This is a genomic window from Stenotrophobium rhamnosiphilum (assembly GCF_003052265.1).
GTDB classification, from domain to species: Bacteria; Pseudomonadota; Gammaproteobacteria; order Nevskiales; family Nevskiaceae; genus Stenotrophobium; species Stenotrophobium rhamnosiphilum.
Genome location: NZ_QANS01000007.1, coordinates 1 through 23,412 on the forward strand (window position 1 = coordinate 1; position 23,412 = coordinate 23,412).

Genomic DNA, 23,412 nt, shown 5'->3' on the forward strand with positions numbered 1-23,412 from the left:
CGGTGGTGGTTGAGCTGATCAACCCTATTGCTATGGAAGAAGGCGTCCGCTTTGCAATCCGCGAAGGTGGCCGCACTGTCGGCGCCGGCGTGGTTACAAAGATTCTCGCCTAAGCCACTTCCCTTACACCACGGGGGCGCGTATAATTCGCGCCCCTTTGTTCCTCCGCTCTTTAAGACCTGAGTAATAGCATGGCCGCGACTAGCCAATCGATTCGCATCCGGCTTAAGGCCTTCGATCACCGCCTGATTGATAAATCAGCGCGTGAGATCGTAGAGACCGCTAAGCGTACTGGTGCCGTTGTCCGTGGACCGATTCCTTTGCCTACCCGCAAGGAACGATTCACGATCCTCGTATCGCCACATGGCGATAAGGATGCTCGTGACCAGTACGAAATTCGTACACACAAGCGTTTGATGCAGATTGTAGACCCTACCGAGAAGACCGTGGACGCTCTGTCCAAGCTCGATCTTCCGGCTGGCGTCGAAGTCCAAATCAAAGTGAACTAAGGGAGATCGCAAATGACCTTAGCAATTATTGGCCGCAAGGCTGGCATGACCCGCGTATTCACCGATGCTGGTGAAGCGATTCCGGTCACTGTCATCGAGTGCACGCCTAACCGCGTAACTCAGGTTAAAACTGTAGAAACCGACGGATACAATGCCGTTCAGGTGGCTGTTGGCGAACAAAAGCCAGGCCGCGTGAACAAGGCTCTGACCGGTCACTACAAGAAGGCTGGCGTTGCCGCTGGCCGTGGTCTCTGGGAAATTCGCCTCAACGGCGAAGAGGGCGGCGATCTGCAGCTCGGCTCAGAAATCAAAGTTGACTCGTTCGATGGCGTCAAAGCAGTTGACGTTACCGGCACGAGCATCGGTAAGGGTTTCGCGGGTGTCATGAAGCGTCACAATTTCCGTGGCGGTCGTGCAACTCACGGTAACTCACTGTCCCACCGTGTACCTGGTTCTATCGGTCAACGTCAGAGCCCGGGCAAGGTTTGGAAAAACAAAAAGATGGCGGGCCACATGGGTAATGAGCGCGTTACTACGCTCAACCTCGTGCTCGTTAAAGTGGACGCGGAACGCAACCTGCTCTTGATCAAGGGTGCTGTCCCTGGCGCGCCTAATGGCGACGTCATCGTCCGCCCTACGGTTAAGTGACCGGGGAAGAACGGCAATGGATATTCAATTACAACTTAGCAGCGCCAAGCTCGCCGTCTCAGACAGCGTCTTCGGTGCCGATTACAACGAAGCCCTGATTCATCAGGTCGTCACGGCATACATGAATGCCGGACGCGCTGGTACCAAGGCTCAGAAAAGCAAAGCCATGGTTCGCGGCGGCGGTAAGAAGCCGTGGAAACAGAAAGGCACGGGTAATGCACGTGCTGGCTCGATCCGCTCGCCTCTGTGGCGTGGTGGTGGTAAGACCTTTGCTGCTGTTCCTCGTGATTTCAGCCAGAAGGTCAACAAGAAAATGTATCGCGGCGCTATCCGCTCGATCGTTTCCGAACTGACCCGTCAGGGCCATCTCTTGATCGCAGAAACCTTCACGGTTGATGCAGTTAAGACGAAGAGCCTGATCGAGAAACTCGGCCAGATCGGTGCGAACGACATTCTGTTGGTAACTGGTGAAGTCGATAAGAACCTGTTCTTGTCAGCTCGCAACATTCCGCACGTCGCCATTTGCGATGTCGAAGCGTTGAACCCAGTTGCTCTGCTCCGTCACAAGAAAGTTTTGATGACCGCTGATGCGGTGAAGAAGTTGGAGGCTTGGCTGTCATGAACTTCGAGCGTTTACATCAGATCATTCTCGCTCCGGTGATTTCGGAGAAAGCGACCCGCGTTGCTGAAAAGCGCAACCAGGCCGTTTTCAAGGTTCTGCCAGATGCACGCAAGCCTGAAATCAAAGAGGCAGTTGAGAAGCTCTTCAACGTAAAAGTGAAGAACGTCGCAACCCTCAACGTGAAGGGCAAAACCAAGCGATTCGGCCAGACCGTGGGCAAACGCTCCGACTGGAAGAAGGCCTACGTCACCCTGGCTGAAGGTCAAGAAATTGACTTCGCCGGCGGCGCCGCCAACTAAGGATCAAGGTCATGGCACTTATTCAGATGAAGCCCACCTCGCCGGGCCGTCGCCACCAAGTTAAGGTGACGACTCCAGGCTTGCACAAGGGCGACCCGTATTTCCCGCTGGTCGAAAGCCAGCACGCAAGCGGTGGCCGTAACAACAACGGCCACATGACCACCCGCCACAAAGGCGGCGGTCATAAGCACAACTATCGTTTGGTTGATTTCAAGCGCAACAAGGACGGCGTGCCGGCCAAAGTTGAACGCATTGAATATGATCCTAACCGTAGCGCGCACATCGCTCTCGTGCTGTTTGCAGACGGCGAACGCCGTTATGTCATCGCAGCTCGCGGCGTTGCAGTAGGCGACACCATCCAGAACGGCGCTGACGCGGCGATCAAGGCTGGTAACTGTCTGCCACTGCGTAACATTCCGGTCGGCTCGACGATTCACTGTCTCGAAATGCGTCCTGGCAAGGGTGCGCAGATTGCACGCTCGGCTGGTGCAGGCGTTCAGCTGGTGGCTCGCGATGGCGATTATGTAACGGTGCGTTTGCGCTCCGGCGAAATGCGCAAGCTGCTCGCTGACTGCCGCGCTACCGTTGGCGAAGTAAGCAACGCAGACCACAACTTGCGTCAATACGGTAAAGCCGGTGCCAAGCGTTGGAAGGGTATTCGCCCAACCACCCGCGGCGTCGTGATGAACCCAGTTGATCACCCGCATGGTGGTGGTGAAGGCCGTTCTGGTCAAGGTAACCCTCACCCGGTTACGCCTTGGGGCCAGCAGACGAAGGGTCTCAAGACTCGTAACAACAAGCGCACGCAGAGCATGATCGTGCGTAGCCGTCACAAGAAATAACGAGGTCTAGCCGTGCCACGTTCAGTCAAGAAAGGCCCTTTCGTTGATCACCACCTTGCAAAGAAGGTTGGCGACATGTCAGGTGCCCGCGTTAAGAAGCCGATCAAAACCTGGTCGCGCCGTTCCATGATCGTGCCCGATATGGTGGGTCTCACCATTCAGGTACATAACGGTCGCCAGCATGTTCCGGTGTTTGTCACCGAGCACATGGTTGGACACAAGCTTGGTGAATTTGCGCCTACGCGCACGTTCAAAGGTCATTCTGCTGATAAGAAGACCGACGCCAAGCCTGCTGCTAAGGCTGCGTAAGGAGCTCATCATGCTAACGCAAGCAGTTCTAAAGTTTGTACGTCTTTCCCCGCAGAAGGCCCGCCTCGTGGCAGACCTAGTGCGCGGCCAGAAAGTCGGTGACGCTGTCAACACGCTGAAGTTTTCGAATCAGCGCGCTGCCGGCATCATCAAAAAAGTGCTCGAGTCCGCCATCGCTAACGCCGAAAATAATAACGGCGCTGACGTTGACGAACTCAAGGTCGCAGAGATCTTCGTTGATGAAGGTCCAGTGATGAAGCGTATCAGCCCACGTGCCAAAGGCCGTGCAGATCGCATCAGCAAGCGCACCAGCCACATCACCATCCGTGTTGGCGAGTAAGAGTAAGAGACTATGGGTCACAAAGTTAATCCAAACGGTTTCCGCCTCGGCATCACGACCACGTGGACGTCGAACTGGTACGCAGAACGTAGCGCCTACGGCGATAACCTGAATAAGGACATCGCAGTTCGCAAGTTCCTGCGTGAGAAGCTGGCTCAGGCCAACGTTTCTCGCATCCAGATCGACCGCCCTGCAAAGAGCGCTCGCGTGACGATCCATTCGGCTCGTCCTGGCATCGTCATCGGTAAGAAAGGCGAAGACATCGAGAAGCTGAAGCAGGATGTTGCCAAGATCATGGGCCTCAAGCCTGATGTTGTGCACGTCTCGGTTGAAGAAATCCGCAAGCCGGAACTCGACGCCAAGCTGATCGCTGAAAGCGTTGCTCAGCAGCTCGAGCGCCGCATCATGTTCCGTCGCGCGATGAAGCGTGCGGTGCAGAACGCGATGCGCGTCGGTGCAGGCGGCATCAAGATTCAAGTTGGCGGCCGTTTGAATGGCGCTGAAATTGCTCGCGTTGAGTGGTATCGCGAAGGTCGCGTTCCACTTCACACCCTTCGTGCACTGGTGGACTACAACACCGCCGAAGCCAAGACCCAATACGGAATTATCGGTATTAAGGTCTGGGTATTCACCGGCGAACAGTTTGAAGCCGCCAAGGGCGCCGATAAGAAAGAAGAAGTAGCTGCTGAGGCCCACGCGGCCTAAGCCTGGAGTTGTCACCATGATGCAACCTAAGCGAACCAAATTTCGCAAGCAGATGAAGGGGACCAATAAAGGTCTCGCCTTCAACGGCAACAAAGTCAGCTTCGGCGAATTTGGCCTGAAGTCGACCGAGCACGGCCGTATCACTGCTCGCCAGATCGAAGCGGCCCGCCGCGTGATCACCCGTTACGTAAAGCGTGGCGGCAAACTGTGGATCCGTATTTTCCCCGACGTTCCTGTTACCAAGAAGCCACTCGAAGTTCGAATGGGTTCGGGTAAGGGCAACGTTGAATACTGGGTTGCCAAAGTGCAGCCTGGAAAGATGCTTTATGAAATGGAAGGCGTAACCGAAGAAGAAGCGCGCAAGGCATTCCGCCTCGCTGCCGCCAAGCTTTCGGTGAAGACTTCATTTGCAAACCGGACGATTCTGTAATGAAGACCACCGACTATGTGAAAGCACTGCGCGGCAAGAACGCTCAGGAGCTGAACGCTGAACTTGAAGCCCTGCGTAAAGAGCAGTTCAACCTGCGTATGCAGAAGGCCATTGGCCAGCAGAACAAGGGCAGTCTGACGCGCGATGCGCGCAAAAAGATTGCACGCACGAAGACAGTACAGCGTCAGCAGCAGGTGAAGGCGTCATGACCGAAGCAAGCGTACCTAGCGTTAAAAAGAACCCCGGCAACCATGTGGTTGGCGTGGTCGTAAGCAACAAGGCAGACAAGACCATCACGGTTCTGGTCGAGCGCAAAGAGCGTCACCCGCTTTACGGCAAATTTGTCCGTAAATCGACCAAGCTCTATGCCCACGACGAAGCGAACCAGTGCAAAGAAGGCGACACCGTTTCGATTGTTGAAACGCGTCCGCTCTCCAAGCAAAAGCGCTTCCGCTTGGTGGAAGTGATCAAGTCAGCCCACGCATAAGTCGGAGAAGCAGACATGATCCAACAAGAATCTTTCCTGGTTGCCGCTGATAACAGCGGCGCCAAGCTGGTCCAAGTGATTCAGGTTAAGGGCAGCACCCAGCGTCGTTACGCTGGCGTGGGCGACTTGATCAAAGTCACCGTTAAAGACGCGATCCCTCGCGGCAAGGTCAAGAAGGGCGAAGTGCACGATGCAGTTGTCGTTCGCACGCGCTTCCCGATCCGCCGTCCTGATGGCTCAGCTATTCGCTTTGACACCAACGCCGCTGTACTCCTGACCAACAAGCAGGAACCACTGGGCACCCGTATCTTTGGGCCAGTGACCCGCGAGCTGCGTGAGCGCTTCATGCGCATCATCTCGCTTGCTCCCGAAGTTCTGTAAGAAGTCGAGCTAGGACATGAACAAAATTAAGAAAGGCGACGAAGTCGTCGTCATCACCGGCAAAGATAAGGGCCGTCGTGGCAAGGTCACCCAGGTGATCGCTACCGGACATCTGGTCGTTGAAGGCGTGAATGTTGCTAAGAAGCACCAGAAGGGCAACCCGAATGCGGGTGTCGCTGGCGGCATCGTTGAGCAAGAAATGCCGATTCAATTTTCGAACGTGCTGGTGTGGAACCCGAAGGCTAACAAGGGTGACCGCGTCGGCTTCAAATTTGAAGGCGAAGGCGAAAAGCGCCAGAAAGTTCGTTACTTCAAGTCCAATCAAGAAGCAGTGGACGGCTAAGAGAAGCAGTCATGGCGAATTTACAAAAAGTTTATCGCGAAACCTTGGCTGCACAGCTCCAGCAGAAGCTGGCTGTTGGCGCCATGGAAGTTCCGCGCATCACTAAAATCACCCTCAACATGGGCGTTGGCGAAACCACGACCGACAAGAAGGTCATCGAGCACGCCGTTGCTGACATGACCGCGATTGCTGGCCAGAAGCCAGTTGTCACCAAGTCACGTCTGTCCATCGCCGGTTTCAAGGTTCGCGAGAACTTCCCGGTCGGTGTGAAGGTGACGCTGCGTTCTGAGCGTATGTATGAATTCTTGGAGCGCTTGATCGTTATCTCGTTGCCACGTATCCGCGACTTCCGCGGAATCAGTGCACGCGGTTTTGACGGTCGTGGCAACTTCAACTTCGGTATTACGGAACAGATCATCTTTCCAGAAATCGAATACGACAAAATCGACGCGCTGCGTGGTATGAACATCACCATCACCACGACCGCGAAAGACGACGAACAGGGCAAGGCTCTGCTCGACGCGTTCAATTTCCCGTTCCGCAAGTAAGGGTTTAAGAGCATGGCTAAGAGAAACATGATCGAGCGCGAGAAAAAACGCGCTGCATTGGTCGCCAAGCTGGGCAAGAAGCGCGAAGCGCTGAAGGCAACCATTGCTGACCCGAACGCTGATTTTGATGCAAAGCAGGTTGCTGTTACCGCGCTGCAGAAAATGCCGCGTGACTCAAGCTACACGCGTAAGCGTAACCGCTGCGCAATCACGGGTCGTACCCGTGGCGTTTACAAGAAATTTGGCCTCGCGCGTCACAAGTTGCGCGAAGCTGCGATGAAGGGCGAAGTGCCCGGATTGAAGAAGGCGAGCTGGTAAGAGGATACAGATATGAGCATGCACGATCCTATTTCAGATTTCCTGACCCGCATCCGCAACGGCCAGATGGCTGCCAAGAAGCAGATCACCTCGCCTTCGTCGAAGGTTAAAGAAGCAATCGCCGCCGTTCTTAAAGACGAAGGCTACATCACCGATTTCTCCGTTGTTGCCGAAGGCAGCAAGAAGACCATCGCTCTGACCCTGAAGTATTTCCAGGGCAAGCCGGTCATCGAGCGCATTGAACGCATCAGCAAGCCGAGCCTGCGCGTTTTCAAGCCGCAGGATGAACTGCCGAAAGTACTTGGCGGCCTCGGTATCGCGATCATTTCCACCTCCTCTGGCTTGGTGAGCGACCGCAAGGCGCGCGCTGCTGGCCACGGTGGTGAAGTCATCTGCATCGTCGCATAAGTCAGACAGAGCACAGTCATGTCACGAGTCGCAAAAATGCCGGTGAAAATCCCGGCCGGTGTTACGGTCGCCATCGAAGGCGGCAATCTCATCGTTAAAGGCCCTAAAGCCAGCTTGTCGCTGCCATTGCCAGCTAACGTCGGTATCGACGTTAAAGATGGTGTGGCTACGATCAACGAACAGACGCTGAAAACCAACACCACCATCGGCGGCACGATTCGCGCCCTGATGAACAATATGGTTGACGGCGTGACCAAAGGCTTCGAGCGCAAGCTTCAGCTGGTCGGCGTCGGTTACCGCGCTTCGGTTGTTGGTGGTAAGCACGTCAACCTTCAGGTTGGCCTGTCGCACCCAGTTGAGCATCCGATTCCAGCCGGCGTGAGCGTTGAATGCCCTACGCAGACGGACATCGTGATCAAAGGCGCAGACAAGCACATGGTCGGCCAGCTCGCTGCACAGCTGCGTTCGTATCGTCCACCAGAGCCTTACAAAGGCAAGGGCGTACGTTATTCCGATGAGAAGGTTGTTCTCAAGGAAGCTAAGAAGAAGTAAACCGGGTTTCGCACGGCTCGTAGCGTCCGCAAGGATTCGAGACCGTCGAGATGGGTTCAAGCAATCGAGATTGAAGGCATATGAAAAGTAAAAATGAGACCCGGGTACGCCGCGCACGCCGCACGCGCGCTCACATCCGCGTACTGGGCGTGCCACGCCTTTCCGTGCATCGCACGGGCCAGCACATTTATGTTCAGCTGTTTGCAGCTGAAGCAGGCAAGACCATTGCCGCTGCGTCCACCGTCGAGAAAATCGATGGTCTGACGGGCACCAGCAATGTTGATGCTGCCAAGCGCGTAGGCGCCTTGATCGCTGAGCGCGCTAAAGCCGCCGGCGTGACCAAGGTTGCATTTGATCGTTCTGGCTTTAAGTACCATGGCCGCGTCAAAGCGCTGGCTGACGCAGCACGCGAAGCGGGTCTGGAGTTTTAATCATGGCGAATCAGTACAACATTGAAGACAACCAGTCCGGCAGCGACCTTAAGGAAAAGCTGGTTGCAGTTAACCGCGTTTCCAAGACTGTTAAGGGCGGTAAGCAGTTCACGTTCACGGCGCTGACGGTTGTTGGCGACGGCGCTGGTCGCGTTGGCTTCGGCTACGGCAAGGCTCGCGAAGTTCCAGCCGCTATCGCTAAGGCGATGGAACAGGCTAAGCGCAGCATGATCACCGTGCCTCTCAAGGCCGGCACGCTGCAGCATGAAATTTGGGGTGTACACGGCGCTACTCGCGTGTTCATGCGCCCAGCTTCGGAAGGTACCGGCGTTATTGCTGGCGGCGCTATGCGCGCTGTGTTCGAAGTTGCTGGTGTACAGAACGTGCTGGCTAAATCGCTGGGTTCACGTAACTCGATCAACATGGTTCGCGCCACGCTGAACGCTCTGTCGAAGATGAATCTTCCTTCAGACGTTGCTGCTAAGCGCGGCAAGACTCTCGCTGAGATCCTGGCATGAGCAACAAGCAAGTTAAATTGACGCTGATTCGTAGCTTGGCCAAGCGCCTGCCGAATCACCAAGCCTGCGTTCGCGGCCTCGGCCTCAAGCGTATGCACCAGACGGTAACCGTTGCCGCCACGCCCGAGAACATGGGTATGGTGAACAAGGTTTCGTTCATGCTCAAGATTGAAGAGGTTTGAGATGAAACTGAACACCATCAAGCCTGCTAAAGGCGCCAAGACGGCCCGCTTCCGCGTTGCTCGCGGTATCGGTTCCGGCATGGGCAAGACCGCAGGTCGCGGTCACAAAGGTCAGCGCGCTCGTAAGGGCGGCCGCGGCAAGGTTGGTTTTGAAGGCGGCCAGATGCCGATTCAACGCCGTCTGCCTAAGCGCGGCTTTAACTCAGCAATTGCTCGCGCAACTGCCGAGATCAACTTGTCAGATCTGAACAAGATGAAAGCAACGGAAATCGATCTCGTCGCCTTGAAGGCAGAGAACGTAATCCGTCACGACATGCTGTCAGTGAAGCTCGTTAAGAGCGGCAAGCTGGAACGTGCAGTCACGCTGAAAGGTATCGGCGCAACCAAGGGTGCGCGCGAAGCAGTCGCTGCAGCCGGCGGCACCATCTCCGAGTAATAGCAGACATGGCAAAGACTCCAGCAGCAGCGGGCGGTATGGTTCCTGACGTCTCCAAACTTGGAGAGGTCCGCGGCCGTCTGTTCTTCTTGCTCGCTGCAATCGTTGTCTTCCGTATTGGCAGCTATATCCCGGTTCCGGGTATTGACTCTGCTCAGTTGGCTGCGTTGTTTGATCAGCAGAAGGGCACCATCCTGGACATGTTCAACATGTTCTCTGGTGGCGCACTTCACCGCTTCTCACTCTTTGCACTGGGCGTTATGCCCTACATTTCAGCATCGATCATCATTCAGCTGCTCACCGCAGTTGTGCCGTCGCTGAAAGAACTACGTAAAGAAGGCGAAGCAGGCCGTCGCACGATCACCAAGTACACGCGTTACAGCACGTTAGCATTGGCTACGTTCCAGTCAGTTGCAGCTGCTTATGCATTGCAGCAGAGCGGCGTGGCTTACAGCCCGGGCTTCGCATTTATCTTTACTGCCGCTGTGAGCTTGGTTACTGGCACGATGTTCCTGATGTGGTTGGGTGAGCAGATCACCGAACGCGGCATCGGTAACGGTATGTCGATGATCATCTTCGCCGGTATCGTTGCAGACATGCCGCGCGCTTTGGCTTCAACCGCGCAGTTGGTCAGCGAAGGTTCGATGAACGGCTTGCAGGTGCTGATCATCTTCGCACTTGCAGTGCTCGTGACTTGGGGTGTTGTGTTTGTTGAGCGCGCTCAGCGCCGCATTCCAGTGCACCACGCTCGTCGTCAGCAGGGTCGTAAATTGTTTGCTGCTCAGACTCAGCATTTGCCGCTGAAGCTGAACATGGCTGGTGTTATCCCGCCAATCTTTGCTTCAAGCATTATTTTGTTCCCAGCGTCGATGGTTCGTTTCTTCGGCGAAGGTCAGAGCGGTTTCCTGCAGCAGATTGCTAACGCACTGTCGCCGGGTCAGGTGCTGTACACCGTTCTGTACGCATTCATGATTATTTTCTTCTGCTTCTTCTACACCGCGTTGGTGTTTGATTCTCGCGAAACCGCTGAGAATCTGAAGAAGTCTGGCGCATTTATCCCGGGCGTTCGTCCAGGTGCAATGACTGCCAAGTACATTGATCAAGTATTGACTCGTTTGACGGTTATCGGCGCTCTGTACATCACGGTGGTGTGCTTGGTTCCTGAGTTCCTGACAACGACTTGGAATGTTCCGTTCTACTTCGGCGGCACCTCGCTGCTGATTACGGTTGTGGTGGTGATGGACTTTATGGCGCAGCTGCAAGCGCACTTGATGTCACACCAGTACGAGGGCCTGATGAAAAAGGCCAATCTGAAATCGCTGGGCCCGAACGCTGCGAATTAATCGCGGCATAGATATACGAAAGTAGAGGTTTCCCCATGAAAGTCCGCACTTCGGTCAAGAAAATCTGCCGGAATTGCAAAGTGATCCGCCGTAGTGGCGTGGTCCGTGTTATTTGCACCGACCTGCGTCACAAGCAGCGTCAGGGTTAATGCTGGCTGAGCCTTAGCTTGTATAGGGCTTGGTAGTTCAGTTAAACTGCGCGGCTTCGCGCGAGAATTTGAGGTTTTACCATGGCACGTATCGCGGGCGTTAACATCCCGGATAAGAAACACACCGTCATTGCACTCCGTGCAATCTACGGCGTTGGCGCTACCCGCGCCAAGAAGATCTGTGCAGGCTCGGGCATTGCTCCGACGGCGCAAATTCGTACTTTGACTGAAGCGGAGCTGGATAAGCTGCGTGCAGAAGTCGCTAAGTTCATCGTGGAAGGCGATTTGCGTCGCGAAGTTTCCATGAGCATCAAGCGCCTGATGGATTTGGGCTGCTATCGCGGCACGCGTCATCGCCGTGGTCTCCCAGTGCGCGGTCAGCGCACGCGTACCAACGCACGCACCCGCAAGGGCCCGCGCCGCGCCGTTAAGAAGACTGGTTAATAGAACATGGCAAACGCACCTAGTGCCGCCGCTGCAGCTGCAAAGCGCAAGCGCGTCAAAAAGAATGTTACCGACGCCGTGGCTCATATCCACGCTTCGTTTAACAACACGATCATTCTGATCACCGACCGTCAGGGCAACACCCTGTCGTGGTCGACTGCTGGCGCTGCCGGTTTCAAAGGCTCGCGCAAAAGCACGCCGTTCGCTGCACAGGTTGCTGCTGAAAAAGCTGCTAACGCTGCTGCTGAGCATGGCGTGAAGAACCTCGAAGTTCGCGTCAAGGGCCCTGGCCCAGGTCGTGAATCAGCTGTTCGTTCGTTGAACGCAGCTGGCTTCAAAGTCATCAACATCACTGACGTTACCCCGATCCCGCACAACGGCTGCCGTCCGCCTAAGCGCCGTCGCGTCTAAGGGAGAGAGAAAACATGGCACGTTATATTGGCCCCAAGTGCAAACTGTCGCGTCGCGTCGGTACCGATCTTCTTCTGAAGAGCCGTGCTCGTTCGCTTGATAGCAAGTGCAAACTCGATACACCTCCTGGTCAGCACGGCGCTCGTAAGCCGCGTCTGTCGGACTACGCTGGTCAGCTCCGCGAAAAGCAGAAGCTGAAGCAGATGTACGGTGTGCTGGAACGTCAGTTCCACAACTACTACGTGAAGGCGACCACCCAGAAGGGTGCAACCGGCTTCAACCTGCTCCTGATGCTGGAACAGCGTCTGGACAACGTGATCTATCGCATGGGCTTCGGCCGCACGCGTTCAGAAGCACGTCAGATGGTCAGCCACGGCGCCATCGAAGTGAACGGCAAGCGCGTCAACATCGCGTCCTACCAGGTTAAGGTTGGTGACGTTGTTTCGGTTCGCGAAAAATCGCGTAACCAGACCCGTATTGCTGAATCGTTCTCGATCGCCACGCAGGCTGGCATGCCGGATTGGATCGACGTTGATGAAAAGGGCCTGAAGGGCACTTTCAAAGCGTTGCCGACCCGCGACCAGATTCTGCCGGACATCAACGAAAGCTTGGTAGTCGAGTTGTACTCCAAGTAATTAGCTGGCTTCGGGTTTTTATACGCTTTAGAGGTAATTGTTCATGCAGAATTTTGTCGCCGATTTGCTGAAGCCCCGTTTGGTAGAAGTAGAAGCTGTTTCCGAGCACCGCTCACGCGTTGTGTTGGAACCAATGGAGCGCGGCTTTGGCCACACGCTGGGCAACGCTCTGCGCCGTATCCTGCTGTCCTCGATCCCTGGCGCGGCTATTACCGAAGTTCAGATCGACGGCGTTGTGCATGAATACAGCGCAATCGAAGGCGTACAGGAAGATGTCATCGACATCCTGCTGAACATCAAGAACATCGCTATCCGTATGCACTCGCGTGAAGAAGCTACCCTGCGTTTGGAGAAATCCGGCAAGGGCGTAGTTAAAGCTAGCGACATCAAGCTCGATCACGACGTTGAAATTGTTAACCCTGATCTGGTGCTCGCGCATCTGACTGGCGGCAAAATCAACATGACCCTCAAGGTCACCCGTGGCCGTGGTTACGTGCCGGCTGCAAGCCTGGCTCGTGAAGACGAAAGCCATGCTGTTGGCGCGCTCCGTTTGGACGCTTCTTACAGCCCGGTCCGTCGCGTTAGCTACGCCGTTGAACGCGCTCGCGTTGAACAGCGCACCGACCTCGACAAACTCGTTCTCGACGTTGACACCAACGGCGGCATCGATTCAGCTGAAGCAGTTCGTTTGGCCGCACGCATTTTGCGCGACCAGCTCGCTGTGTTCGTTGATCTGGAAGCTGAAGCCGCAACCACCGTTGCAGCTTCTGGCAAGAAGGAACTGGCTCAAATCCTGTTCCGTCCAATCGACGATCTGGAACTCACCGTTCGTTCGGCTAACTGCCTCAAAGCAGAAAACGTTTATTACATCGGCGACCTCGTGCAGCGCACAGAGATGGAACTGATGAAGACGCCAAACCTGGGCAAAAAATCGCTCAACGAAATCAAAGAAGCACTCAAGGCGCACGATCTTGAGCTGGGTATGAAGCTAGAAAACTGGTCTTCACCCAAAGCTGCCGCCTAAAGACTGAAGGAATAAAATCATGCGTCACGGAATGTCAGGCCGCGCTTTCGGCCGTAGCCCTAGCCACCGCAAAGCCACCATGCAGGCAGTCACCGTTGCGTTGTTCACGCACGAACTGATCCGCACCACGGTGCCTAAAGCGAAAGAATTGCGTCGTATTGCTGAGCCGCTTATCACGCGCGCTAAGAACGATACGCTCGCTAACCGCCGCCTCGTTTTCGCACGTCTGCGCGATCGCGATGCAGTGACCAAACTGTTCAACGATATCGGCCCTCGCTTCAACGCACGTCCGGGTGGTTACACCCGCATTCTGCGCTGCGGCTTCCGCCCTGGCGACAACGCACCGATGGCATACGTCGAGTTGGTTGATCGTTCTGGCGCGGCTCCGGCTGATGCTAAAGCTGAGTAATCTCGCTTTATAAGATGTAAAAAAAGGGCGCTTCTGGCGCCCTTTTTTATTTCCGAAAGATTTGTGTTTGGTAGGAGCGACTCTCTGGCGCGATTGCGTCTACACAATCGCGTCAGAGAAGCGCTCCTACATACGGCATCAAGCAGCTTTGAGTTGCTTATCCAGCCAAATGCCAAGCCCCTGCGCATTGAGCTCCATGTCCGCTTCCAACAACATGCGGCAGCGCAGCTCGGGCAAATCACAATCGCGAGCAGCCAACTCATGCAGTGCCTGCTTCATCAGCGTTTCTTTGATCATCAAATGACGATGTGGCGAGCGCGCTAGTTTCTCAGCGATATGCACATATTGGCGGATGCCTTTGCGAAGGCCTTCGGCTAATTGCGCGACGTTGTCGACCACGCCGTAGTGCGTGAGATACATGCGCTGTGGCGCGAACGATAAGTAGCGGTCGATCGTTTTATCCCAAGCCTGCGGATCAAACTGGACGGGTGTCGTTGTAGGGAACAACCACGGGCCATCCGGACCATCAAACTCGCGATACGACAGGCCAAAGGTGTCGCCGGTGAAGAAGCCGCGGCTCAACGAATCCCAAATGCTGTAGTGATGTCCCGCATGACCTGGCGTGTGAATGAACTCCAACTCGCGACCATTCAGATCGAGTTTGAAACCATCTTCCGCCACAATCACGCGCGACTCAGGCACCGGCACCATATCGCCATACATTTTCTGCACAGCGGCAGCGCCGTAAACAGCAGTCGCACCTGCGAGTAGCTTGGTGGGATCAATCATGTGTGGCGCGCCGCGTGGATGCATCACCAGCTTCGCATTCGGCAGTGCTTGCATCAGCGCGCCAGCACCACCCGCGTGATCAAGATGCACATGTGTGGGCATCACATAAGCCACTTGATCGCGAGGAATGCTTTTCTTGTCCAGCAGCGCCAGCAGAGAGGGAACGCTGTGCGCGGTGCCGCATTCAATAATCGCCGCTATGCCTTCATGGCGAATCAGGTAACAGGCGGCCATGCCTTGGCGTTGCTGCTCGGTGTCGATGCAGGTAATGCCATGCGGCAGGTTTTTGTAGGCCGGCAGTTTCATCTCAACTCCTAGTGTTCAGTCCTTGAACGTTCCGTGGCGGCCCGTGCCGCTAGTGAATCGGGTTGCGCCCTGAACCGTTTCACCGGACTGCAGGGTTTGTCGGCCCAGGCCAAATTCATGGCGCAGGGCTGCGTTTTCATCCAGACCCCACTGGTCAAAAGCCGAGCGGCGGTCGTTGCGCATACATAATTGGGGGAAGGTCGCGATTTCCAAGGCCAACTTTTCTGCTGAGGCCAATAAAGACCCGGAATCGGTCAGGCGGTTCACCAAGCCGAAGGATAGCGCCTCAGGCGCAGCCACGGCTCGGCCCGTCAGAATCATATCCATCGCCCGACTCATACCGATAGCGCGCGGTAGACGCACCGTGCCGCCATCAATCAGCGGCACGCCAAAGCGGCGACAGAACACGCCGAACTGCGCCGTTTCATCCGCTACACGCAGATCGCACCACAAAGCCAATTCCAGTCCGCCCGCGACACAGAAGCCTGACACCGCCGCAATCACCGGCTTGGACAATTGCATGCGCGACGGCCCCATCGGTCCATCACCTTCAGCGTCGATGCGATTGCCGCGTGCTGGATCGCCAGAGGCCACGGCCTTGAGATCTGCGCCCGCGCAAAAGTGTTCGCCGGCGCCATGAAGAATGGCGACCTTGAGGCTGTCGTCCGCATCAAAAGTGCGGAAGGCTTCAGCCAATGCCTCGGCCGTCGGACGATCAACCGCATTGCGTGCTTCGGGACGATTGATCGTCACGAAGAACACCGGGCCAGCCTTGCGAGTGAGAACGTTGAGAGCCATGAGAGATCAGCCAAGGAGCGTTAAATTCGATGGTAAGCTGCACGCCCACTTTTTGTCTGCACACCATGCAAAACTCGCCCGATCAGAGCCTGCCAAAACCCGCCGAACTGTCGCCGCAATTAATGCAGGCGCTGGAGTCGGCCAAACGCGCAGGCGCTACCCAAGCTGAAGCCAGCATCTCCATCAGCCGCGGCCTTACGGTCGGCGTGCGTAAAGGCGAAGTCGAGAGTGTTGAGTTTCAACACGACCGCGACATGGGCATCACTGTCTATTTCGGTCAGCGCAAAGGCAACGCCAGCACCGGCGATCTTTCTGCTGACGGCATCGCGCAAGCTGTAGCTGCCGCGTGCGCTATCGCAAAGGTAACGGGCGAAGATCCATGCAACGGACTCGCAGATGCTTCCTTGATGGCGACCCTCTTTCCGGATCTGGATCTTGATCACCCATGGGACATCAACGCCGAAAGCGCAGTTGATCTCGCACGCGAATGTGAAGCTGCAGCGCTAGCGGTCGATGCGCGCATCACGCAGAGCGAAGGCGCGAGCGTCAACACGCATCGCGGCGTTTCGATGATGGCCAACACGCACGGATTCTTCGGCGGCCGCAGCGGCACACAACACAGCTTGAGCTGTGCGGTGATTGCAACGCAGGCTGAAGAAATGCAGCGCGACTACTGGTACTCCAATGCACGTCGCGCGAGCGATCTGATGAGTGCGCAGGAGATTGGGCGCAAAGCTGGCGAGCGTACTGTCGCGCGCCTCGGCGCACGCAAAATTGAAACACAGCAAGCGCCGGTGTTGTTTGTGCCAGAGCTCGCACGTGGATTGTTTGGACATTTCGCCGGAGCAATTTCTGGCGGCTCGCTGTATCGCAAAGCTACTTTCTTGCTGGATAAACTGGGCCAGCCAGTATTCTCGCCACTCGTCACGCTCACGCAGCAGCCACTAATTCTGCGTGGCGCAGGCAGCAGCGCTTACGACAACGAAGGCGTCGCAACGAGCGAACGCGTGCTGGTCGATCAAGGTGTGTTGCAAGGCTGGCTGCTCGGAAGCTACTCCGCACGCAAGCTGGGTTTACAGACCACCGGCAACGCCGGAGGCATCTTCAATCTCATTGCGAAAACCGGCGATAAAGATTTCAAGCAACTCGTCAGCGATATGGGCACAGGCCTGATCGTGACGGAGTTGATGGGGCAGGGCGTCAATGGCGTCACCGGCGATTACTCGCGTGGCGCTGCAGGTTTCTGGGTAGAGAACGGCGAGATCGCATATCCCGTGCAAGAGCTCACCATCGCAGGAAACCTGCTCGAAATCTTTATGGGCATTCAAGCGATTGGTAACGACATCGATCCCTTCAGCAATACTCGCACGGGTTCAATCCTGATTGATCGCATGACCATTGCAGGCAGCTAAAGCGAGCGTTCAAGCATGACGAAAACATTGCCGTTGTTCATCGTTGATGTTTTTGCTGAGCAGAAGTTTGCAGGCAACCCTGCAGGCGTGTGTCCCTTGAACGAGTGGCTTCCTGACTCTGTCATGCAGTCAATTGCTGCTGAAAATAATCAGCCGGAGACTGCGTTTTTCGTGCGCGATGAAACTGGCGCGGCGGATTATCTGTTGCGTTGGTTCACGCCGACGCAAGAGATCGAACTCTGCGGTCACGCGACGCTGGCGAGTGGCTACGTGCTGTTCAATGAACTGGCGCATCAATCAAACACCATTCGTTTTCGCACAATGCGAGCAGGCATTCTTCCCTTAGAGCGACGAGGTGATGCGCTGTGGTTGGCGTTGCCGACGCGCATGCCAGAGCCTTTAGAAAATGTGCCGAATGCCTTGTTAAAAGGACTGGGCCTGTTGCCAGATGATTTGCAGATCGTCGGCAATAAATATTTTGCCATCTACGAAAGCGCCGAAGTCATTGCGGAGCTTTCGCCTGATATGCGTGAGTTGCGAAAGCTCACTGAGATGGGCGTGGTGGTGACTGCGCCTGGGCGTGATGCCGATGAAGATTTTGTTTCGCGATTCTTTGCGCCGGGCATGGGCATCGATGAAGATCCTGCCACGGGTTCGGCGCACTGTTTGTTGGTGCCTTACTGGGCCAAACGCCTAGGCAAAACGCAGTTCAATGCCATGCAGCTGTCTGCACGTGGCGCGCGCTTTACGTGTGAGCTCGACGGTGAGCGTGTGTGGATGTCTGGCAAGGTGCAGCCTTATCTCAAGGGCGAGATCACGGTCGCTTTGTAGGGTGCGCCGTGCGCACGCGCTCTATTTCGTCGAGATGAATGTAGGGTGGGTAGAGCGTAGCGAAACCCACCGCTGTTTACGCGCTTCGCGAGGCTACTGCCTGTTCTGATTGAGATGGCGTGTTCCGCACTGTGGTGCGGGTTACTTTCTTTGCTGGTGCAAAGAAAGTAACCAAAGAAAGCACCTCAATCCACTTGTGCTGTGATGCGGAATAGGCCTGATACGTTCGCTAGTTGAGTTCTCGATGATATAAAAAGTGTCGACGTCAGCTTTTGTGCAGCAGATTACTGCGTGCGGCACATTCGCCCCCAAGCTAACGTGAGTGTTTATCGTGATTTCGTTGGGAGATTCAGGAGCCGATTCCGGCGATCCTTAATGAAGACTTCCCACATCGCAAGACCCCAGATAAGCCCACCAGCTGGAGCGACGACGAGCCAAAGAAAGAAAGCCGCGAGGTCGTGCCCGAAGAAAAAATAAAATCCTAAGGGCATGCCAATACCAAAGACAAAAGCCGAGAAGACTAGAACATGAGTCTTAGACCGGATAAGGAGAGGCAGCTCGCTTTCGGTCATTTGTGGTGTCGTATAGAACTTGAGCTAAGCATCCAATCCATCAATCAAATCCCGCATCTCAACCGGATCAAGCGAAGTCAGCAGCTGCTTCACCTTGCGCTTTAGCTCGCCAATATTCGATTCGATGATGATGCGCTTGATCTCCAGCACGTTGGCTGGGTGCATCGAGAATTCCGTGAGCCCTAAGCCCAGTAGCAATCGCGTGTAGCGTGGGTCGCCTGCCATTTCGCCGCACATGGCGACGGGGATTCCAGCTTGGATTCCGGCTTCAATGGTCATGTGAATCAGACGCAGTACAGCCGGATGCAGCGGGTCGTAGAGGTAGTTGACCTCGTCGTCCACGCGATCGATGGCTAGCGTGTACTGAATCAAATCGTTGGTGCCGATCGAGAAGAAGCGCGAATGGCGGGCGAGCATGGGCGCTGCGATCGCTGCGGCGGGCACTTCGATCATCGTGCCGATAGGCACTTCGTCGGCGACTTTGTAGCCTTCGTTACGCAACTCTTCGCGTGAGCTTTCGATGATTTGCTGCGATTGGCGGAGTTCCTGCAGATTCGAAATCATCGGCAACATGATTTGGACTTTGCCGTGTGCGGAGGCGCGCAGCAGTGCGCGGACTTGTACGCGGAACAGTTCGGGTTCTTTCAGGCAGAGGCGAATTGCGCGCAAGCCCAATGCTGGATTGTTCGGCGTGGGGCCGTTGCTGCGACCGCTGTCGACTTGTTTGTCGGCGCCGAGGTCGAGCGTACGAATTGTGATGGGGCCTTGCACCGCAGCGACGATGCGTGAGTAAGCCTCGTACTGTTCCTCTTCGCTCGGCAAGCCTTTGCGATTCATGTAGAGGAATTCGGTGCGGTACAGGCCGATACCTTCAGCGCCATTGGCGACGGCTTCGGCAGCGTCTTCTAGCAACTCGATGTTGGCGAGTAGATGAATCTTGATGCCGTCTTGCGAAATCGCAGCCTTGCCTTTGAGCTTGACCAGATCGCGACGATATTGAGCTTGGTGTTCTTGCTTGCGCAGATAGAAATCGAGCGCCTTCGCATCAGGATCGGCAAGTACATGACCGGCTTCGCCATCGACGATAACGGTTTCGTTTTCACGCAACAGTTTTCGCGCGTCACGCAAACCAACAATTGCGGGAATGCCAAGGCTGCGCGCAAGAATAGCGGTGTGCGAAAGCGGGCCGCCGTATTCAGTGATGAACGCGGCGACGTTTTGCTGCGACAGCAAAATGATGTCGGCGGGCGTGATGTCATCCGAGACCATGATGAAGGGCTCGGCGCCTTCGGTTTTCGGCGCAATCTGGCGTTCGCTCTTGAGCAGAATGCGCTGAATACGCGCGACCACATGATCGACGTCGTCTTTGCGTGTGCGCAGATACGGATCATCCATCTGCTCAAACACGGCAACCAGTGCATCGCGTTGACGGCGCAGCGCGGCTTCGGCGTTGATGCTGTGTTCGCGAATCAGTGCAACGACCGCTTCAGTCAGTGAGCGGTCTTCCATCATCAACAAGTGCGTGTCGATGAATGCGGCAATTTCACCCGGCGTGCCGCCCGGAATTTGCTGCCGTACTGCACGCAACTGATCGCGTGCTTTGCGCTGTGCGCCGTAGAAGCGCGAGACTTCTTGTTCTATTTCGACTTCAGGCAGCGTGTACTCGGGCACTTCGAGATCGCCGCCGTGCATTTTTTGCACGCGGGCAATCGCGATGCCGCGAGAGACGCCAATGCCGGAGAGCCAGAGACTCATGCCTGCAAGCTCCGTGCGGGCAGTGACAGCATTAGCCTTCTTCGCCGAAACGATCAGCGATCAACGCTTCCAATTCATCTAGCGCTTGTTGTGCATCGTCGCCTTCAGCAATCAGTGTGATCGTGCTGCCTTTGGCGGCAGCGAGCATCATCACGCCCATGATGCTTTTGCCGCTGACTTCACGGCTCTCTTTGCGTACACGAATGTCGGCGGAGAATTTGCTGGCCAGCGTGACGAGCTTGGCCGCAGCGCGAGCATGCAAGCCAAGTTTGTTAATAATTTCGACGGATTTTTCCACGTTCTTATCCCTTTTATTGTTCGTTATGACGCGGGCACATCACGATGCCGCGTTGTCCACCTTCGACGGCGATTTTCGCCAGTTCGTCGAGGCTGAGTTTTGGGTAATTGAAGATGCGCACCAGCATCGGTAGATTCACGCCAGCAACCACGCGCGCATTAATGTCTGCGGCCAATATGTTGGCGATGTTGCTTGGCGTGGAGCCAAATGCGTCGGTGAGAATCAAAACGCCAGCGCCGCCATTCAGGCGCTCGATGGTTTTGCTGCCTTGGGCAATCATCGCTTCAGGCGATTGCACGCGGCGTACTTCTAGTGTGTCGTGCAGCAAAGGCAGCGTGCCGCTCATCATCTCGGTCATGGTGTCGAGTAGATGGCGGCCCAGCTTGCCGTGCGTGACTAGCAACAGCCCTACGGTCATTTCTTTTCCTCAGCATCGCGCAGGCCTTGGTTTTCCCAGCTTTCACGATGTTTGATGATGATGTGATCAAAGCGTTTGCCGAAATGTTTAGCTAGTTTTTCGACGAGATAGACGCTGCGATGTTTGCCGCCGGTGCAACCGATGGCGATGGTGAGATAGGCGCGATCCTGCTTCTGGTATTCCGGCATCCAGCTCTCAAGGAAGCTGCGGATATCGCTGGTCATCTTTTGTACTTGTGGATGCTGCTCCAGCCATTTGGCGACCGCTTCATCGCGGCCCGTCATGCTGCGTAGCGTGGGCTCCCAATGTGGATTGGGCAGGCAACGCACATCAAACACAAAGTCAGCTTCAGCAGGTGCGCCGTGTTTGAAGCCGAAAGACATCAGCTGTACAGACAACTTTCCAGCGCCGCCGCCATGCGATTGCTCCAATACTTTTTCGCGCAACTCGTGCAGATTGAGTCGCGAAGTGTCGATGATGGAATCGGCCGCATTGGAGATAGGTTCTAGCAGCTTCACTTCTTTGCGAATTGCTTCGAGTAGCGATGTTTTGTCGTCAGACAGCGGATGCTTGCGACGCGTATCGGAGTAACGGTGCAGCAGCACCTGTTCATCTGCATTGAGAAACACAACGCGAATGTCCACGTCGCGTTCACGCAAGCTGTCGAGATATTTGGGGAACAGCGCAATCTCGCCTGGGCTCTCTCGCGCATCAATGCCCACTGCGAGAAGCTCGTAGCGCTTCTCCATGGTGTGCAGTGTGCGCTCGGTCATATTTGCGACCAGCGCCAGCGGAAGATTATCGATGCAGTAATAACCGAGATCTTCGTATTGTTTCAGCGCCACCGTTTTACCGGCGCCTGAGAGGCCGCTGATGATGACGAGTTGCATGGCTTAGGTCGTGTTGCCCTGGCTATCTGATTCGTGAATGGCTTGTAGCTGGCGCGCCGAAAAATCTTCGTCGGCGCGATAACCCGTTTGTCTCAATTTAAGATCGCGACAAGCGGCTTCGACCAGCACCGCTAGATTATGCCCGAGGCGAATCGGAATGGAGATTTCCGGTACGTCGATGTCGAATAAACGCACAGTGCCACGGCGACCTTCAAGACGTTCTAGCGGCGCCAACATTTCGTGGTGAAATTCCAAACGAATCACCAGATCCAATCGATGTTTATTGAGCACGCTTGCCGCGCCAAACATTTTTTCGACGTTCAGAATGCCGAGGCTGCGGGCTTCCAGAAAGCCGCTGAGTAGCGGTGGGCAATGGCCTTGCAGCGCACCCTTGTCATCGCGATTGAAATCGGTGGCATCGTCGGCGACCAAGCGATGACCGCGCGTCAACAGCTCAAGTGCCAGTTCGCTTTTGCCAACGCCGCTGGGGCCCGACAGCAAAACGCCGAGTCCATACATCTCCATGAACACGCCATGCAGCGTGGTGGAGCTTGTGGTGGTGGCGATGGTGCTCAAGGTTGCGCGTCGCTCGGTAGATGGGAGACGGCGGCCCCAAGCGGGCAGCCCGCTATGGCCGTTTGTATTTCAAGATTGTTATTAAATATCGATTAATAATTTATTAATCGTATTTTTATAACGAACTTCGAACCTTGATTGCGGGCAGTCGCGCTTGCGCGCCGACTTAGTTGCCCGGCTTAAAGCTGTTCAGTAGCGCGAACAGCGAGGCATCGTCGCCTGCTTCGCGGAGTTTCTTGCAGAACACTTCGTCGGAGAACATTTCGGCGATCGCTGCGAGGTGCTTCAAATGCGCTTCGGTCGCGTTCTGTGGAACGAGCAGGCCGAATACGAGATCAACGCCGAGGCCGTCGTGTGCTTCGTAGTCGAGTGGATGCTTGAGGCGCATGAACGCGCCAACGCTGCCTTCTACGCCGCCCATGCGGCCGTGAGGAATTGCGACGCCATGACCGAGACCGGTGCTGCCGAGTTTTTCACGTGAGGAGAGGCTGGTGAGAATATCGTTAGCGTCAACGCCAGATGCGCCTTTGTTGAGCAGGCGCGCGAGGTCTTCGAGGACCTTCTTTTTGCTGGTGTAGGTGCCGCCGGAAACAACACGGTCGGCGCCCAGAATTTCGTTGAGCTTCATCTAAAAACACTCCTCACAAACTTTGATTTTGGTGAAGCAAATTAAATAAAAAAGGCCCGGCCTTGCGACCGGGCCCTTGAGACCTACATCTTACTGTACAGCCATGCGCTTGTGCGCCTCATGATTGTGGTGATCACGCAGCTTTTCCTTGTGCTTGCGTGTTTGTTGATCGAGCTTGTCGCTGAGCATGTCGATGGCCGCGTACATGTCTTCTGCCACTGCTGCTGCATGAAGATTGGCGCCACTGGCGTGGATTGTGGCTTCCGCCTTTTGCTGCAGCTTCTCGACCGTCAGAATGATTTCTGCACTGATCAGGTGATCGAAGTGTCGCTCTACGCGCTTGAGTTTTTCTTTGACGTACTCGCGCAGTGGCGGGGTTAAGTCGAGATGATGGCCGGAGATGTTGAGATTCATCG

40 protein-coding genes are annotated in these 23,412 nt (G+C 55.5%); 31 read left to right on the forward strand and 9 right to left on the reverse strand.

Features of this window, described 5'->3' with window-relative positions; genetic code table 11:
* From CJD38_RS15825 to rplQ, 29 genes are all read left to right on the forward strand, one after another.
* Positions 1-113: EF-Tu C-terminal domain-related protein (locus CJD38_RS15825; protein ID WP_206363053.1), on the forward strand; the 113-nt coding region annotated here is incomplete at its 5' end.
* Between the two features lie 78 nt (positions 114-191).
* Positions 192-509: a 30S ribosomal protein S10 gene (gene rpsJ, locus CJD38_RS15830; protein ID WP_107941357.1), complete on the forward strand. Its 318-nt coding sequence runs from the start codon at positions 192-194 to the stop codon at positions 507-509.
* Positions 510-521: 12 nt separating this feature from the next.
* Entirely contained in the window at positions 522-1,157 is a 636-nt protein-coding gene (gene rplC, locus CJD38_RS15835; RefSeq protein ID WP_107941358.1) for a 50S ribosomal protein L3, read from the forward strand.
* A gap of 16 nt (positions 1,158-1,173) precedes the next feature.
* Positions 1,174-1,779: a 50S ribosomal protein L4 gene (rplD, locus tag CJD38_RS15840; RefSeq protein ID WP_107941359.1), complete on the forward strand. Its 606-nt coding sequence runs from the start codon at positions 1,174-1,176 to the stop codon at positions 1,777-1,779.
* Entirely contained in the window at positions 1,776-2,078 is a 303-nt protein-coding gene (rplW, locus tag CJD38_RS15845) for a 50S ribosomal protein L23 (RefSeq protein WP_107941360.1), read from the forward strand. Before rplD ends, rplW begins: the two co-directional genes overlap by 4 nt.
* A gap of 11 nt (positions 2,079-2,089) precedes the next feature.
* Positions 2,090-2,920 (forward strand): 50S ribosomal protein L2, encoded by an 831-nt coding sequence (rplB, locus tag CJD38_RS15850; protein WP_107941361.1) that lies wholly within the window; start codon positions 2,090-2,092, stop codon positions 2,918-2,920.
* Positions 2,921-2,932: 12 nt separating this feature from the next.
* Complete coding sequence (rpsS, locus tag CJD38_RS15855; protein ID WP_107941362.1) at positions 2,933-3,229, forward strand: 30S ribosomal protein S19; 297 nt, start codon at positions 2,933-2,935, stop codon at positions 3,227-3,229.
* A gap of 10 nt (positions 3,230-3,239) precedes the next feature.
* Positions 3,240-3,569 (forward strand): 50S ribosomal protein L22, encoded by a 330-nt coding sequence (gene rplV / locus CJD38_RS15860; protein WP_107941363.1) that lies wholly within the window; start codon positions 3,240-3,242, stop codon positions 3,567-3,569.
* Positions 3,570-3,581: 12 nt separating this feature from the next.
* Complete coding sequence (gene rpsC, locus CJD38_RS15865) at positions 3,582-4,274, forward strand: 30S ribosomal protein S3 (RefSeq protein ID WP_107941364.1); 693 nt, start codon at positions 3,582-3,584, stop codon at positions 4,272-4,274.
* Positions 4,275-4,290: 16 nt separating this feature from the next.
* Positions 4,291-4,704 (forward strand): 50S ribosomal protein L16, encoded by a 414-nt coding sequence (gene rplP, locus CJD38_RS15870; protein ID WP_107941365.1) that lies wholly within the window; start codon positions 4,291-4,293, stop codon positions 4,702-4,704.
* A complete protein-coding gene (gene rpmC / locus CJD38_RS15875) occupies positions 4,704-4,913 on the forward strand; it encodes a 50S ribosomal protein L29 (protein ID WP_107941366.1) in 210 nt (69 codons plus the stop codon). Before rplP ends, rpmC begins: the two co-directional genes overlap by 1 nt.
* Positions 4,910-5,191 (forward strand): 30S ribosomal protein S17, encoded by a 282-nt coding sequence (gene rpsQ, locus CJD38_RS15880; RefSeq protein ID WP_107941367.1) that lies wholly within the window; start codon positions 4,910-4,912, stop codon positions 5,189-5,191. The genes rpmC and rpsQ overlap by 4 nt, the downstream gene beginning before the upstream one ends.
* Before the next feature lie 15 nt (positions 5,192-5,206).
* Positions 5,207-5,572, forward strand: a complete 366-nt coding sequence (gene rplN / locus CJD38_RS15885; protein ID WP_107941368.1) for a 50S ribosomal protein L14 — start codon at positions 5,207-5,209, stop codon at positions 5,570-5,572.
* A gap of 16 nt (positions 5,573-5,588) precedes the next feature.
* The gene (gene rplX / locus CJD38_RS15890) at positions 5,589-5,915 is read left to right on the forward strand and encodes a 50S ribosomal protein L24 (protein ID WP_107941369.1); all 327 of its coding nucleotides are present in this window, start codon (positions 5,589-5,591) and stop codon (positions 5,913-5,915) included.
* Between the two features lie 11 nt (positions 5,916-5,926).
* Positions 5,927-6,463: a 50S ribosomal protein L5 gene (gene rplE, locus CJD38_RS15895; RefSeq protein WP_107941370.1), complete on the forward strand. Its 537-nt coding sequence runs from the start codon at positions 5,927-5,929 to the stop codon at positions 6,461-6,463.
* A 12-nt stretch (positions 6,464-6,475) separates the two neighbouring features.
* Positions 6,476-6,781, forward strand: coding sequence for a 30S ribosomal protein S14 (rpsN, locus tag CJD38_RS15900; protein ID WP_107941371.1), 306 nt, complete (start codon positions 6,476-6,478; stop codon positions 6,779-6,781).
* A gap of 12 nt (positions 6,782-6,793) precedes the next feature.
* The gene (rpsH, locus tag CJD38_RS15905; RefSeq protein WP_107941372.1) at positions 6,794-7,189 is read left to right on the forward strand and encodes a 30S ribosomal protein S8; all 396 of its coding nucleotides are present in this window, start codon (positions 6,794-6,796) and stop codon (positions 7,187-7,189) included.
* Between the two features lie 18 nt (positions 7,190-7,207).
* Positions 7,208-7,741 (forward strand): 50S ribosomal protein L6, encoded by a 534-nt coding sequence (gene rplF / locus CJD38_RS15910; protein ID WP_107941373.1) that lies wholly within the window; start codon positions 7,208-7,210, stop codon positions 7,739-7,741.
* 80 nt (positions 7,742-7,821) lie between these two features.
* Positions 7,822-8,172 (forward strand): 50S ribosomal protein L18, encoded by a 351-nt coding sequence (rplR, locus tag CJD38_RS15915; RefSeq protein ID WP_107941374.1) that lies wholly within the window; start codon positions 7,822-7,824, stop codon positions 8,170-8,172.
* Between the two features lie 2 nt (positions 8,173-8,174).
* Positions 8,175-8,690 (forward strand): 30S ribosomal protein S5, encoded by a 516-nt coding sequence (gene rpsE / locus CJD38_RS15920; RefSeq protein WP_107941375.1) that lies wholly within the window; start codon positions 8,175-8,177, stop codon positions 8,688-8,690.
* Positions 8,687-8,872 carry a 50S ribosomal protein L30 gene (gene rpmD / locus CJD38_RS15925; protein WP_107941376.1) on the forward strand — a complete coding sequence of 62 codons (186 nt, stop codon included), beginning with the start codon at positions 8,687-8,689 and terminating at the stop codon, positions 8,870-8,872. Before rpsE ends, rpmD begins: the two co-directional genes overlap by 4 nt.
* 1 nt (position 8,873) lies before the next feature.
* On the forward strand, positions 8,874-9,308 hold the full coding sequence (rplO, locus tag CJD38_RS15930; RefSeq protein ID WP_107941377.1) for a 50S ribosomal protein L15: 435 nt from the start codon (positions 8,874-8,876) through the stop codon (positions 9,306-9,308).
* Positions 9,308-10,651 (forward strand): preprotein translocase subunit SecY, encoded by a 1,344-nt coding sequence (secY, locus tag CJD38_RS15935; RefSeq protein ID WP_436296048.1) that lies wholly within the window; start codon positions 9,308-9,310, stop codon positions 10,649-10,651. The genes rplO and secY overlap by 1 nt, the downstream gene beginning before the upstream one ends.
* A 35-nt stretch (positions 10,652-10,686) precedes the next feature.
* Positions 10,687-10,800, forward strand: a complete 114-nt coding sequence (rpmJ, locus tag CJD38_RS15940) for a 50S ribosomal protein L36 (protein WP_107941379.1) — start codon at positions 10,687-10,689, stop codon at positions 10,798-10,800.
* A gap of 81 nt (positions 10,801-10,881) precedes the next feature.
* Entirely contained in the window at positions 10,882-11,244 is a 363-nt protein-coding gene (rpsM, locus tag CJD38_RS15945) for a 30S ribosomal protein S13 (protein ID WP_107941380.1), read from the forward strand.
* A gap of 6 nt (positions 11,245-11,250) precedes the next feature.
* Positions 11,251-11,655 carry a 30S ribosomal protein S11 gene (gene rpsK / locus CJD38_RS15950; protein WP_107941381.1) on the forward strand — a complete coding sequence of 135 codons (405 nt, stop codon included), beginning with the start codon at positions 11,251-11,253 and terminating at the stop codon, positions 11,653-11,655.
* 14 nt (positions 11,656-11,669) lie between these two features.
* The gene (gene rpsD / locus CJD38_RS15955) at positions 11,670-12,290 is read left to right on the forward strand and encodes a 30S ribosomal protein S4 (RefSeq protein WP_107941382.1); all 621 of its coding nucleotides are present in this window, start codon (positions 11,670-11,672) and stop codon (positions 12,288-12,290) included.
* Between the two features lie 43 nt (positions 12,291-12,333).
* Entirely contained in the window at positions 12,334-13,314 is a 981-nt protein-coding gene (locus CJD38_RS15960; protein WP_107941383.1) for a DNA-directed RNA polymerase subunit alpha, read from the forward strand.
* A 19-nt stretch (positions 13,315-13,333) separates the two neighbouring features.
* A complete protein-coding gene (gene rplQ, locus CJD38_RS15965; protein ID WP_107941384.1) occupies positions 13,334-13,723 on the forward strand; it encodes a 50S ribosomal protein L17 in 390 nt (129 codons plus the stop codon).
* 138 nt (positions 13,724-13,861) lie between these two features.
* On the opposite strand, the gene CJD38_RS15970 is transcribed toward rplQ, so the two are convergent.
* Positions 13,862-14,818: an MBL fold metallo-hydrolase gene (locus CJD38_RS15970; RefSeq protein ID WP_107941385.1), complete on the reverse strand. Its 957-nt coding sequence runs from the start codon at positions 14,816-14,818 to the stop codon at positions 13,862-13,864.
* Between the two features lie 15 nt (positions 14,819-14,833).
* Positions 14,834-15,616, reverse strand: coding sequence for a crotonase/enoyl-CoA hydratase family protein (locus CJD38_RS15975; RefSeq protein WP_107941386.1), 783 nt, complete (start codon positions 15,614-15,616; stop codon positions 14,834-14,836).
* 65 nt (positions 15,617-15,681) lie between these two features.
* Here CJD38_RS15975 and pmbA point away from each other — a divergent pair, with 65 nt between their 5' ends.
* Together pmbA and CJD38_RS15985 are read left to right on the forward strand one after the other, a co-directional pair.
* A complete protein-coding gene (pmbA, locus tag CJD38_RS15980; protein ID WP_206363037.1) occupies positions 15,682-17,028 on the forward strand; it encodes a metalloprotease PmbA in 1,347 nt (448 codons plus the stop codon).
* A gap of 15 nt (positions 17,029-17,043) precedes the next feature.
* Positions 17,044-17,859, forward strand: a complete 816-nt coding sequence (locus tag CJD38_RS15985) for a PhzF family phenazine biosynthesis protein (RefSeq protein ID WP_107941387.1) — start codon at positions 17,044-17,046, stop codon at positions 17,857-17,859.
* Positions 17,860-18,455: 596 nt separating this feature from the next.
* On the opposite strand, the gene ptsP is transcribed toward CJD38_RS15985, so the two are convergent.
* From ptsP to hpf, 7 genes are all read right to left on the reverse strand, one after another.
* Positions 18,456-20,186 (reverse strand): phosphoenolpyruvate--protein phosphotransferase, encoded by a 1,731-nt coding sequence (ptsP, locus tag CJD38_RS15995; protein ID WP_107941389.1) that lies wholly within the window; start codon positions 20,184-20,186, stop codon positions 18,456-18,458.
* Positions 20,187-20,217: 31 nt separating this feature from the next.
* On the reverse strand, positions 20,218-20,484 hold the full coding sequence (locus CJD38_RS16000) for an HPr family phosphocarrier protein (protein WP_107941390.1): 267 nt from the start codon (positions 20,482-20,484) through the stop codon (positions 20,218-20,220).
* 13 nt (positions 20,485-20,497) lie between these two features.
* Positions 20,498-20,902, reverse strand: coding sequence for a PTS sugar transporter subunit IIA (locus CJD38_RS16005; protein ID WP_107941391.1), 405 nt, complete (start codon positions 20,900-20,902; stop codon positions 20,498-20,500).
* Entirely contained in the window at positions 20,899-21,792 is an 894-nt protein-coding gene (gene rapZ, locus CJD38_RS16010; RefSeq protein WP_107941392.1) for an RNase adapter RapZ, read from the reverse strand. Before rapZ ends, CJD38_RS16005 begins: the two co-directional genes overlap by 4 nt.
* Before the next feature lie 3 nt (positions 21,793-21,795).
* The gene (locus CJD38_RS16015) at positions 21,796-22,368 is read right to left on the reverse strand and encodes a hypothetical protein (protein WP_240783683.1); all 573 of its coding nucleotides are present in this window, start codon (positions 22,366-22,368) and stop codon (positions 21,796-21,798) included.
* 166 nt (positions 22,369-22,534) lie between these two features.
* A complete protein-coding gene (locus CJD38_RS16020; protein WP_107941393.1) occupies positions 22,535-22,996 on the reverse strand; it encodes a PTS sugar transporter subunit IIA in 462 nt (153 codons plus the stop codon).
* A 90-nt stretch (positions 22,997-23,086) separates the two neighbouring features.
* A complete protein-coding gene (hpf, locus tag CJD38_RS16025; protein WP_107941394.1) occupies positions 23,087-23,410 on the reverse strand; it encodes a ribosome hibernation-promoting factor, HPF/YfiA family in 324 nt (107 codons plus the stop codon).
* Positions 23,411-23,412: the final 2 nt, after the last annotated feature.